The sequence below is a fragment of the Massilia sp. Root335 genome, from assembly GCF_001425685.1.
In the GTDB taxonomy this organism is placed as follows: domain Bacteria; phylum Pseudomonadota; class Gammaproteobacteria; order Burkholderiales; family Burkholderiaceae_D; genus Telluria; species Telluria luteola.
The window spans coordinates 133,918-147,982 of record NZ_LMCY01000012.1 but is presented as its reverse complement, the minus strand read 5'-3'; the positions used below and the strand labels follow the sequence as shown (position 1 = coordinate 147,982).

Below are 14,065 nucleotides of genomic sequence, written 5' to 3'. Positions count from 1 at the left end.
GCAGGCCAAGATTACCCCGGATTCGACTGCGCGGGCATTTTCGAAGATTTACCTACGGCAACCACACTGATACACTCGTCGGAAATTCGTACCGTCAGCGTAATGACGGCAGCCGTACCGCACACAGCAAAGATGATTGCGACATTTAATTTATGGAGAAGCAGGGACTATGACCGACGCCGCTGACGATTTCGACGCACTATTCGAGGAAGTGGCAGCGCAGCGTGCCAGCGCGCCCGCAGCCGCTCCGGCGCCCGTGCCGGCACCCGCACCCGCCGCCAGCGACGACAGCGACGACCTGGAGGCCCTGTTCGACCAGGTCGCGGCCACCAGCGCCCCGGCGCCGGCCGTGGTGCCGGCTCCGGCCGCGCCGGTCGCCGCCGCCGCCGCACCGGCCGAGACGGGCGAGGAAGACCACGAAAAAGGCATGTACGAGCGCCTGGGCGGCATCGTGCGCCTGCTGCACGACTCGCTGCGCGAGCTGGGCTACGACAAGGCGCTGACCGAGGCGTCGTCCCAGATCATGGACGCGCAGGACCGTCTGGAATACGTGGCCACCCTGACCGAACAGGCCGCCAACAAGGTGCTGAACACCCTGGACGACGGCATGCCGGCCCAGGACCTGCTGTCCAAGCAGGCCAAGGACATGGAAAACCGCTGGGACGACCTGTTCGCGGGCAAGCTCTCGATCGAGCAGTTCAAGGCCCTGGCCGGCGATTCGAAGCAGTTCGCCCAGCTGGTGTCGGAAGCGACGGAAGCCGAGAAGGCGCGCCTGCTCGAGATCATGATGGCCCAGGACTTCCAGGACATCACCGGCCAGCTGATCAAGAAAGTCGTGGTCATCACCAAGACGGTCGAGAACGAGCTGACCCAGCTGCTCAAGGACAGCGCGCCGCCGGACGTCAAGGAAAAGCTGGCGCAGAAGCAGGCCGCGCAGGAGCAGGAGCAGCCCGTAACGCTGATGCAGGGTCCGTCGGTGCCGTCCGCGGCGCTCGACCAGGACAGTGTCGATGACCTTCTTGCCGATCTGGGATTCTAATGGATGAAATGCTCAAGGATTTCGTCGTCGAGGCGATGGATCTTGCAGCGAATGTCGAAGAGCATCTGCTGCACCTCGAACGCGATCCCAATAACAAGGAAACGCTGAACGCGGTGTTCCGCTCGTTCCACACCATCAAGGGTGGCGCGGGTTTCATGGGGCTGCCGGCGCTCGTCGCCGCGTGCCACCTGACGGAAAACCTGTTCGACGCGCTGCGTACCGGCGCCGCTCCCGTCACGCCGGCCGCGATCGAAGCGTCGCTGCAGGCGTCCGGTTTCGTGGCCGACCAGCTGGGTGACCTGAACAACGGCGCCACGCCGGACCAGCTGCCGTCGATGCCGCCGGACCTCGAGCGCATGCTCAAGGAGGCCATCGCCGGCAACGACGCCGCGCCCGCGCCCAAGGCCGCGCCCGCGCCGGCAGCGGCTGCGCCGGCACCTGTCGCAGCGCCGGCAGCGGCGCCTGCCGCGGCACCTGCTGCTGCGGCCGTGCCGGGCGCCGACGGTCTCGACTGGGAAGCGATGTTCATGGCGGTCGTCCCGGCGGGCACCTATACGCCGAACGCAGCCACGGCAGCCGCGGCGCCCGCAGCATCCGAGGCAGCCGCGCCGGCCGTCGCGCCGGTGCACGCCGCGCCCGACGCCGCCGCACCGGGCAAGCCGGGCTGGGACGGCGTCGAGCGCCGCAACGAGGCCAAGCCGGCCAGCACCGGTCCCGCCAAGGACGAGAGCATCCGTATCGACGCGGTCAAGCTGGACGCGCTGCTGGAAGTGGCCGGCGAATCCGTGCAGGCCGCGAACCAGGCCGCCGTGCTGCTCGAGCGCCTGTCGCAGTTCAAGTTCGAGGGCCAGGCCGCCACGCTGATGGCGACCCTGACCGAGACGCTGGAACGCGCCTCGCGCTACTCGGCCGAGCTGCAGCGCGCCACGCTGGCGACCCGCATGCAGCCGGTCGGCCGCCTGTTCCAGAAATTCCCGCGCCTCGTGCGCGAGCTCGCGAAGGACCTGGGCAAGGACGTCGAGCTGACCATCGAAGGCGCCGAGACGGAAGTCGACCGCGTCGTCGTGGACAGCCTGTACGACCCGCTCGTGCACATGCTGCGCAACGCGCTCGACCACGGCGTCGAGGGTCCGGACGACCGCGTCGCCAACGGCAAGCCGGCCAAGGCGTTCATCCTGCTGAAAGCCTGGCAGGAAGCGAACAGCGTCATGATCGTGCTGCAGGACGACGGGCGCGGCATGGACCCGGCCAAGCTGCGCAAGAAGGCGATGGAAAAGGGCCTGATCAGCGAGAACCAGGCCACCAGCGACGACGAAGCGTACCAGCTCGTGTTCCTGCCGGGCTTCTCGACCAAGGAAGTGGCGTCGTCGGTCTCGGGCCGCGGCGTGGGCATGGACGTGGTCAAGACGGCCGTCGAGAAGAACCGCGGCGCGATCCGCATCGACTCGAACCTGGGCACGGGCACGAAGTTCTCGATCCGCCTGCCGATCGAATTGTCGATCGTGCCGACGATGCTGGTGTCGACGTCGGGCGCGCAGCTGGCCCTGCCGATGGCCGTCGTCGAGCGCGTCGTCGAGCTGCCGGAGACCTTCATGCAGGTCGGCGGCGCCCCGGTGCTGAAGGACCAGGGTCGTCCGCTGCCGGTGCGTTCGCTGGCGCTGTCGCTCGGCTACGAAGCGTGCGTGGAACGCGTGGGCATCGTCATCAACGCCCCGCAGCCGTACATCATCGCGGTGGAAGCCGTCGACGGTACGGCCGACCTGGTGATCAAGCCGATGACGGCGCTGACCGTCGAAGGCATCACCGGCACGGCGCGTTCGGCCGAAGGATCGCTGGTGCTGGTCGTCGGCCTGTCGTTCCTCATGGACGGTTGCCGGTCGACGGTGAGGCTGGCCGCATAAACCACGCCGCGGGCTGCGTACAACATTTTTGCTACAAAGCTACGAAAAGCCTGCGCAGGAAATGCGCAGGCTTTTTTTATTTGTGTTTCTGAAAACACATCCGAACAAAATTTTTATATGGATGAGTTCATTGGAATAATCGTGCTTGAAGGCCCTTGCTTCCGCATTGCACAAATATGGCATAATCAAAGACCATGCCCGCATGAAGCGGTCGTTTCTCTGGACTTCGCAACTCATTATGTTAAAAACGCTCTACGACAAACTTTGGGATTCGCATGTCGTGCGTGCCGATGCGGATGGCACCACCGTGCTGTATATCGACCGTCACCTGGTCCACGAAGTCACCAGCCCGCAGGCGTTCGAAGGCCTGCGCGAAGCCGGCCGCCCGCTATGGCGCACTTCGGCCAATCTTGCCGTAGCCGACCACAACGTGCCGACCACCGACCGCTCGCACGGCATCGCTGACCCGACGTCGCGCCTGCAGGTCGAAACGCTGGACAGCAACGCCAAGTCCTTCGGCCTCACGTACTTCAACATGAACGACAAGCGCCAGGGCATCGTGCACGTGATCGGCCCGGAGCAGGGCGCCACGCTGCCGGGCATGACCGTCGTCTGCGGCGATTCGCACACGTCGACCCACGGCGCGTTCGGCGCGCTGGCGCACGGCATCGGCACCTCGGAAGTCGAGCACGTGCTGGCCACGCAGACGCTGCTGGCGAAAAAATCGAAAGCGATGCTCGTGCAGGTCGACGGCGAACTGCCGGCCGGCGTGACCGCCAAGGACATCGTGCTGGCCGTGATCGGCAAGATCGGCACGGCCGGCGGCACCGGCTACGCCATCGAATTCGGCGGCTCGACCATCCGCGCGCTGTCGATGGAAGGCCGCATGACCGTCTGTAACATGGCGATCGAAGCGGGCGCGCGCGCCGGCATGGTGGCCGTCGACGACACGACGATCGACTACGTCAAGGGCCGCCCGTTCGCGCCCGCCGGCCCGCAGTGGGAACAGGCCGTCGCGTACTGGCGCACGCTGCACACGGACCCGGGCGCGAAGTTCGACCTGGTCGTGCAGTTGAACGCCGCGGAGATCCGCCCGCAGGTGACCTGGGGCACGTCGCCCGAGCAGGTCACGACGATCGACGGCCGCGTGCCCGATCCGGACAAGGAAAAAGACCCGGTCAAGCGCGACGCGATGGAAAAGGCGCTGGTCTACATGGACCTGAAGCCGAACACCGCGATGGAAGACATCCGCATCGACAAGGTGTTCATCGGCTCCTGCACCAACTCGCGCATCGAAGACCTGCGCGCCGCCGCCGCCGTCGTGCGCGGCCGCCAGCGCGCCTCGAACGTGAAGCTGGCGATGGTGGTGCCGGGCTCCGGCCTCGTGAAGGAACAGGCGGAACGCGAAGGCCTGGACGCGATCTTCAAGGCCGCCGGCTTCGAATGGCGCGAGCCGGGCTGCTCGATGTGCCTGGCGATGAACGCCGACCGCCTGGAACCGGGCGAGCGCTGCGCGTCGACGTCGAACCGCAACTTCGAAGGCCGCCAGGGCCAGGGCGGACGCACGCACCTGGTGTCGCCGGCGATGGCCGCGGCGGCCGGTATCGCGGGCCATTTCGTCGACGTTCGTAAAATCTGAGAAGCAGTAGGGTGGGCACCCCGTGCCCACCATGCGTTTCCGTAATCGCATATATCGGTGGGCACGGGGTGCCCACCCTACGAGAAATCAATGAAGAAAATTTTTGCTCTCGCACTCATCGCACTCGCCGTCACCGGCTGCAACACCATCTCCGGCGTCGGCAAGGACGTGCAGAAGGTCGGCCAGGTCATCACGGGCGCCGGCGGGAAATAATCGGGTCGATCATGGATAAATTCAACGTACACGAAGGACTGGTGGTCCCGCTGGACCGGGCCAACGTCGACACCGACGCCATCATTCCGAAGCAGTTCCTCAAGTCGATCCGCCGCACCGGCTTCGGCCCCAACCTGTTCGACGAGTGGCGCTATCTCGACCACGGCGAGCCGGGCATGGACAACAGCACGCGTCCGGTCAATCCGGACTTCGTGCTGAACCAGCCGCGCTACGCCGGCGCGTCGATCCTGCTGACCCGCAAGAACTTCGGCTGCGGCTCGTCGCGCGAGCACGCGCCGTGGGCCCTGCAGCAGTACGGCTTCCGCGCCGTCATCGCGCCGAGCTTCGCCGACATCTTCTTCAACAACTGCTTCAAGGGCGGCCTGCTGCCGATCGTCCTCGGCGAAGCCCAGGTCGACCAGCTGATGAATGAAGTCAAGGCCTTCCCCGGCTACAAGCTGGTCGTCGACCTCGAGAAGCAGACCGTGGGCACGCCGGACGGCCGCCTCGCGTTCGAATTCGCCGTCGACGACTTCCGCAAGTACTGCCTGCTGAACGGCCTGGACGACATCGGCCTCACGCTGCGCCACGCCGACGACATCCGCGCCTACGAGGAACGGCGTCTAGCAGCGCAGCCGTGGCTCGCCAACACCATCTGAACTGAGAACAAGAACATGAAGATTGCAATCCTGCCGGGCGACGGCATCGGTCCCGAAATCACCGCGCAAGCCGTCAAGGTGCTGAACGCGCTGGGCGAATCGTTCGAACTGGAAAGCGCGGAAGTCGGCGGCGCCGGCTATGCGGCGCACGGCCATCCGCTGCCGCAGGGCACGCTGGCGCTGGCGAAAGCCGCCGATGCCGTGCTGCTGGGCGCCGTCGGCGACTTCAAGTACGACTCGCTGGAGCGCGCGCTGCGTCCGGAACAGGCCATCCTCGGCCTGCGCAAGGAGCTGGGCCTGTTCGCCAACCTGCGTCCCGCGATCCTGTATCCGGAACTGGCCGGCGCGTCCACGCTCAAGCCGGAAGTGGTGTCGGGCCTCGACATCCTGATCATCCGCGAGCTGACGGGCGACGTCTATTTCGGCAAGCCGCGCGGCGTGCGCGAATGCCCGGACGGTCCGTTCGCCGGCCAGCGCGAAGGCTTCGACACGATGCGCTACGCGGAAGGCGAGATCCGCCGCATCGCCCACGTCGCGTTCCAGGCCGCGCGCAAGCGCAACCGCCGCCTGACGAGCATCGACAAGGCCAACGTGCTGGAGACGTTCCAGTTCTGGCGCGACATCGTCACCGACGTGCACAAGGAATACCAGGACGTCGAGCTCGAACACATGTACATCGACAACGCCGCGATGCAGCTCGTGCGCGCGCCGAAGAAGTTCGACGTGCTCGTCACCGGCAACATGTTCGGCGACATCCTGTCGGACGAAGCGGCGATGCTGACCGGTTCGATCGGCATGCTGCCGTCGGCCTCGCTGGACGTCAACAACAAGGGCCTGTACGAGCCGTCGCACGGTTCGGCGCCGGACATCGCGGGCAAGGGCATCGCCAATCCGCTGGCGACGATCCTGTCCGCCGCGATGATGCTGCGTTTCACGCTGGGCAAGCCCGAGCAGGCCGACCGCATCGACAACGCCGTCAAGAAGGTGCTGTCCCAGGGCCTGCGCACGGCGGACATCCACGAAGAAGGCACGACGCGCGTCGGCACGGAACAGATGGGCGACGCGGTCGTCAAAGCATTGGGTTGACAAGGAATACGCCCGCTCGGGCGGAACATTTTTAAACGAGGGATATCATGAAATTAGTAGGTCTGGTTGGTTGGCGCGGCATGGTCGGTTCGGTCCTCATGCAGCGCATGCAGGACGAGGGCGATTTCGCCCATATCGAGCCGGTGTTCTTCACGACGTCGAATCCGGGCGGCGACGCCCCGAAGATGGCGAAAAACGAGACCAGGCTGAAAAGCGCGACCGACATCGCCGAACTGTCCAAATGCGAGATCATCATCTCGTGCCAGGGCGGCGACTACACGACCGAAGTGTTCCCGAAACTGCGCGCGGCCGGCTGGAACGGCTACTGGATCGACGCCGCGTCGACCCTGCGCATGAGCGACGACGCCGTGATCGTGCTCGACCCCGTGAACCTGAACGTCATCAAGGACGCCATGACGCGCGGCGTCAAGAACTTCATCGGCGGTAACTGCACCGTGTCGTGCATGCTGATGGGCCTGGGCGGCCTGTTCAAGCACGACCTGGTCGACTGGATGACGTCGATGACCTATCAGGCCGCATCGGGCGGCGGCGCCCAGCACATGCGCGAACTGCTCACGCAATTCGGCACCATCAACGCGGCCGTCAAGCCGCTGCTGGACAATCCGGCGTCGGCCATCCTCGAAATCGACCGTGGCGTGCTGGCCACCCAGCACGGCCTGTCGGCCGAGGAAACCAAGCAGTTCGGCGTGCCGCTGGCCGGCAACCTGATCCCGTGGATCGACAAGGACCTGGGCAACGGCCAGTCGAAGGAAGAGTGGAAGGGCGGCGCCGAGACCAACAAGATCCTGGGCCGCAACGGCGCCGGCGGCAACGTCATTCCGGTCGACGGCCTGTGCGTCCGCATCGGCGCGATGCGCTGCCACTCGCAGGCGCTGACCATCAAGCTCAACAAGGACGTGCCGCTGGACGAGATCAACGACATCATCGCGAACGACAACCAGTGGGTGAAGTTCGTGCCGAACACGCGCGAAGCGTCGGTGCGCGACCTGACCCCGGCCGCCGTCACGGGCAGCCTGACGATCCCGGTCGGCCGCGTGCGCAAGATGTCGATGGGCCCGGAATACATCTCGGCCTTCACCGTCGGCGACCAGCTGCTGTGGGGCGCCGCCGAGCCGCTGCGCCGCATGCTGCGCATCGTCCTGGACAAGTGATGTAATCTGTCGCCTGCGGGCGCGAGAGAGGCGGCCGCAGGGCCGCCTTTTTTATTTGCTTTTTATTTCGATCGCGTCGCCCCCGCGCAGGCGGGGGCCCAATGTCGAGCGGCCGCCATGCGCAACCCGGGCTCCCGCCTGCGTGGGAACGACGAGGACGGGTTTCGTGATGAATTGACACCGAATCATCCAAAAAACATCATAACTTTGAATATACCGTCTACATAACGCAGACTTGCTGAATGTTTCTCCCCGCAGAACTTGCATGCCACAGTGCATGATGATATGTTGCTGAGACCTCCGGGCAAGGTCGCGCGCCCCCGTCAACCCACTCCGCTTTCGAATCTATGCATGTCACTCACCGCCTCCCGCTGAAGTCGTCCGCGCTGAAGAAGCTCACCGCGGCGGTCGCAAGTGCGCTGGTCCTGACGTCCGCGGCGCATGCTGCCGGTCTCGGCAAGCTCACGGTGTTGTCCGCGCTCGGCCAGCCGCTGCGCGCCGAAATCGAATTGACGGCAGTGTCCGGGGATGAGGCGTCGGGCCTCGCGGCCAAGCTGGCGTCGCCGGACGCGTTCAAGGCGGCCAACATCGATTTCAATCCGGCCCTGCTGTCGCTGCGCTTCAACGTCGAGCAGCGCGGCGGCCGCCAGTTCATCCGCGTCAGCTCCACCCAGCCGCTGAACGAGCCGTTCGTCGACATGCTGCTGGAGCTGTCGTGGAATAACGGCCGCCTCGTGCGCGAATACACGTTCCTGCTCGACCCGGCCGAGCTGCGCGCGACGCAGTCGGCCCAGGTGGCACCGAGCGAGACGCGCGCCGCGCCGGCCCCGCGCCCGCAGGCGGCGGCGCCCGCGCCCGCGCCCGCGCCCGCGCCCGCGCAGGCACGCCCCGTCGAGACGGACCGCGGCGCAAGCGCCGCCGCCCAGCGCAACCGCGCGCGCCCGGCCACGGAAGGCGAGGGCGCCCAGGCCGCGGCCGCGCCGTCGAAGTACCGCGTCAGGCCGGGCGACAGCCTGGGCCGCATCGCCAGCCAGCTCAAGCCGGTCGACGTGTCGCTCGACATGATGCTCGTCGCGCTGTACCGCGCCAATCCCGACGCCTTCATCGGCAACAACATGAACCGCCTCAAGTCGGGCCGCATCCTGGCCGTGCCGTCGGCCGACGCCGTGCGCGCCACGGACGACACCGAGGCGCATGGCGTCGTCGTCGCCCATGCGGCCGACTTCAACGCCTACCGCAACAAGCTGGCGGGCCAGGTCGGCGCGTCCGAGCCCGCCAGGACCCCGGAGGCGGGCCAGAGCGCGGCCGGCAAGATCACGGCCAAGGTCGAGGAACGCCCGACGGCCGCCAACGCATCCCAGGACAAGCTGCGCCTGTCCAAGGCCGCTCCGGACACGCCTGCCGGCAAGGGCGCGACGATGAGCGCCGAGGACCGCATCGCCAAGGAAAAGGCCCTGGCCGATGCGCAGCAGCGCGTGCGCGAGCTCGAACGCAATGTGAACGACCTCGAGAAGCTGGCCACGGTCAAGAGCAAGACGGGCGCCGAAGCCGAGAAGAACGCGTCGACCCCGGCCGCGCCCGCGCAGCCATCCGCGACGCTGGCGAAGACGCCGGCGCCGGCTCCGACTGCGACCGTGCCGAAGAAGCTGCCGGCCATCAAACCGGCCAGGCCGGCCGCCCCGCCGGAACCGGGCCTGATGGACTTCATCATGAACAACCTGCCGCTGGTCGGCGGCGGCGCGGTCGCGCTGCTGCTCGGCGGCCTGCTCGTCTCCCAGCGCCGCAAGCAGAAGGTCGCCAAGCCGGTGGCCGAGCCGTCGATCCTCGGCGTGCCGGCCGAGCCGGCGCACTCGATGTTCGCCGAGACGGGCGGCCAGAGCGTCGACACGAACAACAGCGTCTTCAACTCGAGCTTCGCGCCGTCCGCCAGCCAGCTCGACACGAACGAAGTCGATCCGGTCGCGGAAGCCGACGTCTACATCGCCTACGGCCGCGACGCCCAGGCCGAGGAGATCCTCAAGGAAGCCCTGCGCACGCATCCGGAGCGCTATCCGGTGCGCCTCAAGCTGCTCGAGATCTACGCCGCCCGCAAGGACCAGCGCGCGTTCGAGACGCAGGCCGCCGAGTTGTACGGCATGACGCGCGGCCAGGGCGACGAATGGGCGCAGGCCGCCGCGCTGGGCCTGTCCATCGACCCGCTCAACCCGCTGTATGCCCACAGCGCCACGCCTGCGGCCCCGGCGCCCAGCACCGAGGAACTGGGCCAGCAGGCATTGCTGTCGAAGGAGCTGGACGACGTCTTCGGCGCACCCACCGCGGTGCCGGCGACCGACGCGCATGTCGCGGACGCGCATGTCGCCAACGCGCACGTGGACGATCCGTTCGCCGCGCCGCTCGACGAGCCGATGGATTTCAGCCAGCACTTCGCCGACGCGATGGCGACGGCCCAGCCGGCACCGGCCCCCGTGACCAACGCGCCGTCGACCGAATCGGCGCCGGTGGAAGACGACCACACGCTCGACTTCGACCTGGGCGGCCTCGCGTTCGAGCCGGTCGAGCAGGCGAGCGCGCCGCAGGCCGCGCAGCCGCTGGCCGACGTGGGCGACGTGCCCGACCTCGAATTCGACATGAGCGCATTCGACCAGCCGACCGCCGCGCCGGCCGCACCGGCGCTGCCGGCCGAACCGGCGGTCGCCCTGGACAAGGCGGAACACGACCCGCTCGACTTCTCGTTCGACATGGACTTCGCCGCCCCGGCCGCGAATCCGGTGCCGCAACTGGAAGCGCACACGGAACACGATCTGCTGGCCCCGGCCGCCGCGACCGCTGCCGCCGCCGAGATCGAGATGGCCAACCTGGCGCGCGAATTCGACCTGCCCGACCTGCCGACGGAGCTGCAGGCCAGCCTGCCGCCCGAGCCGGAACCGCACGCCGCGGCCGCGGAGCGCGATCCGCTGTTCGACCTCGACGCCATGGATTTCGACGTGGCCGAGACGCCGCGCGCGGAAAGCCCGGCCTCGATCCCGGCGGCCGCGCTGGACGAGCACATGTTCGACATCCCGGCCACGCCGGCACCGGCCGACGCGCTGTTCGCCGAACCGGATCGCGTCGTGCCGGAGCGCGCGGAAGCGCAATTCGACATGGGCGGCTTCGACCTCGACCTGCCGGCCGACGGTGCCCTGCCGCTGCCGGAAGTGCAGACGTTGTCCGAGCCGGCTTTCGACATGCCGGCCGCGCCGGCCGATTCGGCCGCGCTGTCCGCCGCCCACATGGAGATGGAGACGAAGCTGGATCTCGCCATCGCCTACCAGGAAATCGGCGACAAGGAAGGGGCGCGCGAGCTGCTCGATGAAGTCATCCGCGGCGGCAGTACCGAGCAGGCGGCGCGTGCCACCTCGATGCGCGCATCCCTGGCGTAAGGTAACGCGCTTTGACACGAATCGCTTTGGGTGTCCAGTACGTGGGCACCGCCTGGAACGGGTATCAGAAACAGCCATCGCGCGACACGGTGCAGGACCAGCTGGAGATCGCACTCGAGAAATTCGCCTGCACGCGGCTCGCGACGACGTGCGCCGGCCGCACGGACGCCGGCGTGCACGCGATCGAGCAGGTCGTCCATTTCGACACGGACCTCGACCGCGCGCCGCAATCGTGGGTGCGCGGCACGAACGCCTTCCTGCCCGAGTCGATCGTCGTGCGCTGGGCCCACGTGGTCGCGCCGGACATCGAAGGACAGGATTTCCACGCGCGCTTCTCGGCCCGCTCGCGCACCTATCACTACGTGCTGTACAACCACGCCAACCCGTCCGCGCTGCTGGCCGGACGCGCCGGCTGGGTGTTCCGGCCGCTCGACGTCGAGCGCATGCGCGCGGCGGCCGCGCACCTGATCGGCACGCACGACTTTTCCAGTTTCCGCGCGTCCGGCTGCCAGGCGAATTCGCCCGTCAAGCAGATGCACGAGGTCCGCATCGAGCGCAGCGGCGACATCGTCGTGTTCACGGTGCGCGCCTCGGCGTTCCTGCATCACATGGTGCGCAACATCGTCGGTTCGCTGATCTATGTGGGGACGGGACGCAACGAGCCGGGCTGGATGGCCGAGGTGCTCGACGCGCGCTCGCGCGACGCCGCGGCGCCGACCTTCATGCCGGATGGGCTGTACCTTGCTACAATCGATTACGATCCCAAGTGGGGCTTGCCGCAGGAGCCGGCGGCGGCCCTGCCGTGGTTGTAGAATGTTGAATTGACCACCTGCCGTAGGGTGGGGGGTGTGATGCCGGTGGCATCACACACGTACCCACGCCTAAGTTTGCGTTGTGCCGGCTTCCGCGTGGGCTCAGGGGAGCCCACCCTGCTGCGGCCGATATTGCACGTTTCATCGTCGAGCCATCATGCCCCGCACCCGTATCAAGATCTGCGGCATCACCCGCACTGAAGACCTGCATGCCGCCGTCGATGCCGGCGCCGACGCCCTCGGCTTCGTGTTTTACCCGAAGAGCCCGCGCTACGTCACGCCCGTGCGCTACGCCGAACTGGCACGCGCACTGCCGCCGTTCCTGAACACCGTCGCGCTGTTCGTCAACGCGACGGAGGACGAGGTCCGCGCGGTCGTCGCGGCCGGCCCGGTCGCGCTGCTGCAATTCCACGGCGACGAAACGGTCGGGCAGTGCGCTCGGCTGGCAAGCGCCGTGCAACGGCCGTTCGTGCGGGCGTATCGCGTAAAACCCGACACGACGTCCGCCGATTTGCTAGAATCGGAAGCTCAATACCGCGCCGCCAGTACGTGGTTCTCGGGTCTTCTGCTCGACACCTACGTGGATGCCTATGGCGGTGCAGGAAAGGTTTTCGATTGGTCTCTTATTCCAAAAGAGCTCGCGCCTCGGGTCGTTTTGAGTGGTGGCTTGAGCGTACACAACGTGACTGGCGCGGTGGCGCAAGTACGCCCCTTCGCGGTCGACATCAGTAGCGGTGTCGAGGCGAGCAAGGGGATCAAGGATGCCCGCAAGATCGCCGCGTTCGTCGACGCGGTGCGGGCCGGCGATGCCACCACTGAAAGCCTGACACACCATGAAAGCCAACCAAGTTAACGGCGCACAAGCGCTGTTCAAGACCCCCGACTACCAGCTGCCGGACACCACCGGCCACTTCGGCCCGTACGGCGGCTCGTTCGTCGCCGAGACGCTCAGCCACGCGCTGGCCGAACTGAACGACGCCTACGCGCGCTACAGCCAGGACCCCGAATTCCTCGAAGAATTCCGCTACGAGCTGGCGCACTTCGTCGGCCGCCCGTCGCCCGTGTACCACGCCAAGCGCTGGTCGCAGCAGGGGGCGCATCACGGCCTGGGTGCGCAGATCTTCTTCAAGCGCGAAGACCTGAACCACACCGGCGCCCACAAGATCAACAACGTGATCGGGCAAGCGCTGCTGGCCCGCCGCATGGGCAAGCCGCGCATCATCGCCGAGACGGGCGCCGGCCAGCACGGCGTCGCGACGGCCACCATCTGCGCGCGCTTCGGCCTCGAATGCGTGATCTACATGGGGAGCGAGGACGTCAAGCGCCAGGCGCAGAACGTCTACCGCATGAAGCTGCTGGGCGCGACCGTCGTCCCGGTCGAATCGGGATCGAAGACGCTGAAGGACGCGCTGAACGAAGCGATGCGCGACTGGGTCACCAACATCGAGAACACGTTCTACATCATCGGCACGGTCGCCGGTCCGCACCCGTATCCGATGATGGTGCGCGATTTCCAGTCCGTGATCGGCGAGGAATGCCGCGTGCAGATGCCGCAGATGACGGGCCGCCAGCCGGACTACGTCGTCGCCTGCATCGGCGGCGGCTCGAACGCGATGGGCATCTTTTATCCGTACATCGACGAGCCGGGCGTGAAGCTGGTGGGCGTCGAGGCGGCGGGCGAGGGCCTGGACTCCGGCAAGCACGCGGCGTCGCTCACGGCCGGCTTCCCGGGCGTCCTGCACGGCAACCGCACTTACCTGCTGCAGGACGAGCACGGCCAGATCATCGAGACGCATTCCGTGTCGGCGGGCCTGGACTATCCGGGCGTCGGTCCGGAACACGCGTGGCTGAAGGACAGCCAGCGGGCCCAGTACGTGTCGATCACGGACGACGAAGCGCTGGCCGCGTTCCACGACTGCTGCCGTATCGAGGGCATCATCCCGGCGCTGGAATCGTCGCACGCGATCGCCTACGCGGCCAAGCTGGCGCCGACGCTCCCGGCCGACCAGATCATCCTGGTGAACCTGTCGGGCCGCGGCGACAAGGACATGCACACCGTGGCGCAACGGGCGGGACTCAACTTCGGCTGAGCCCCATCCTCCCATTGCCAACCACATTCAAGGAA

11 protein-coding genes are annotated in these 14,065 nt (G+C 67.0%); all 11 read left to right on the top strand.

Annotated features, from left to right (window positions below):
• Window positions 1-169: 169 nt before the first annotated feature.
• The 11 genes from ASC93_RS09605 to trpB all read left to right on the top strand — a co-directional run bounded on the left by ASC93_RS09605 (window position 170) and on the right by trpB (window position 14,030).
• Window positions 170-1,039: a protein phosphatase CheZ gene (locus ASC93_RS09605; RefSeq protein WP_056440487.1), complete on the top strand. Its 870-nt coding sequence runs from the start codon at window positions 170-172 to the stop codon at window positions 1,037-1,039.
• Complete coding sequence (locus tag ASC93_RS09600; protein ID WP_056440485.1) at window positions 1,039-2,940, top strand: chemotaxis protein CheA; 1,902 nt, start codon at window positions 1,039-1,041, stop codon at window positions 2,938-2,940. The genes ASC93_RS09605 and ASC93_RS09600 overlap by 1 nt, the downstream gene beginning before the upstream one ends.
• 238 nt (window positions 2,941-3,178) lie before the next feature.
• Window positions 3,179-4,579, top strand: a complete 1,401-nt coding sequence (gene leuC / locus ASC93_RS09595; RefSeq protein WP_056440483.1) for a 3-isopropylmalate dehydratase large subunit — start codon at window positions 3,179-3,181, stop codon at window positions 4,577-4,579.
• A 90-nt stretch (window positions 4,580-4,669) separates the two neighbouring features.
• Window positions 4,670-4,792 (top strand): lipoprotein, encoded by a 123-nt coding sequence (locus ASC93_RS29600; RefSeq protein ID WP_082547895.1) that lies wholly within the window; start codon window positions 4,670-4,672, stop codon window positions 4,790-4,792.
• A gap of 11 nt (window positions 4,793-4,803) precedes the next feature.
• Window positions 4,804-5,451, top strand: coding sequence for a 3-isopropylmalate dehydratase small subunit (gene leuD, locus ASC93_RS09590; protein WP_056440480.1), 648 nt, complete (start codon window positions 4,804-4,806; stop codon window positions 5,449-5,451).
• Between the two features lie 15 nt (window positions 5,452-5,466).
• A complete protein-coding gene (gene leuB / locus ASC93_RS09585) occupies window positions 5,467-6,537 on the top strand; it encodes a 3-isopropylmalate dehydrogenase (protein ID WP_056440477.1) in 1,071 nt (356 codons plus the stop codon).
• A 47-nt stretch (window positions 6,538-6,584) separates the two neighbouring features.
• On the top strand, window positions 6,585-7,709 hold the full coding sequence (gene asd / locus ASC93_RS09580; protein ID WP_056440475.1) for an aspartate-semialdehyde dehydrogenase: 1,125 nt from the start codon (window positions 6,585-6,587) through the stop codon (window positions 7,707-7,709).
• Window positions 7,710-8,056: 347 nt separating this feature from the next.
• The gene (locus tag ASC93_RS09575) at window positions 8,057-11,128 is read left to right on the top strand and encodes a FimV/HubP family polar landmark protein (protein ID WP_082547894.1); all 3,072 of its coding nucleotides are present in this window, start codon (window positions 8,057-8,059) and stop codon (window positions 11,126-11,128) included.
• A gap of 11 nt (window positions 11,129-11,139) precedes the next feature.
• Window positions 11,140-11,940, top strand: a complete 801-nt coding sequence (truA, locus tag ASC93_RS09570) for a tRNA pseudouridine(38-40) synthase TruA (RefSeq protein WP_056440473.1) — start codon at window positions 11,140-11,142, stop codon at window positions 11,938-11,940.
• A 157-nt stretch (window positions 11,941-12,097) separates the two neighbouring features.
• Entirely contained in the window at window positions 12,098-12,793 is a 696-nt protein-coding gene (locus ASC93_RS09565; protein WP_056440471.1) for a phosphoribosylanthranilate isomerase, read from the top strand.
• A complete protein-coding gene (gene trpB, locus ASC93_RS09560) occupies window positions 12,774-14,030 on the top strand; it encodes a tryptophan synthase subunit beta (RefSeq protein WP_056440469.1) in 1,257 nt (418 codons plus the stop codon). The genes ASC93_RS09565 and trpB overlap by 20 nt, the downstream gene beginning before the upstream one ends.
• Window positions 14,031-14,065 lie beyond the last annotated feature (35 nt).

Excerpts from the sequence above, each read along its gene's own strand:
- leuB (WP_056440477.1), top strand. The coding sequence starts at position 5,467 with ATGAAGATTGCAATCCTGCCGGGCGACGGCATCGGTCCCGAAATCACC.
- ASC93_RS09575 (WP_082547894.1), top strand. The coding sequence starts at position 8,057 with ATGCATGTCACTCACCGCCTCCCGCTGAAGTCGTCCGCGCTGAAGAAG.
- leuD (WP_056440480.1), top strand. The coding sequence starts at position 4,804 with ATGGATAAATTCAACGTACACGAAGGACTGGTGGTCCCGCTGGACCGG.
- ASC93_RS29600 (WP_082547895.1), top strand. The coding sequence starts at position 4,670 with ATGAAGAAAATTTTTGCTCTCGCACTCATCGCACTCGCCGTCACCGGC.
- trpB (WP_056440469.1), top strand. The coding sequence starts at position 12,774 with ATGAAAGCCAACCAAGTTAACGGCGCACAAGCGCTGTTCAAGACCCCC.
- ASC93_RS09565 (WP_056440471.1), top strand. The coding sequence starts at position 12,098 with ATGCCCCGCACCCGTATCAAGATCTGCGGCATCACCCGCACTGAAGAC.
- asd (WP_056440475.1), top strand. The coding sequence starts at position 6,585 with ATGAAATTAGTAGGTCTGGTTGGTTGGCGCGGCATGGTCGGTTCGGTC.
- leuC (WP_056440483.1), top strand. The coding sequence starts at position 3,179 with ATGTTAAAAACGCTCTACGACAAACTTTGGGATTCGCATGTCGTGCGT.
- ASC93_RS09605 (WP_056440487.1), top strand. The coding sequence starts at position 170 with ATGACCGACGCCGCTGACGATTTCGACGCACTATTCGAGGAAGTGGCA.
- ASC93_RS09600 (WP_056440485.1), top strand. The coding sequence starts at position 1,039 with ATGGATGAAATGCTCAAGGATTTCGTCGTCGAGGCGATGGATCTTGCA.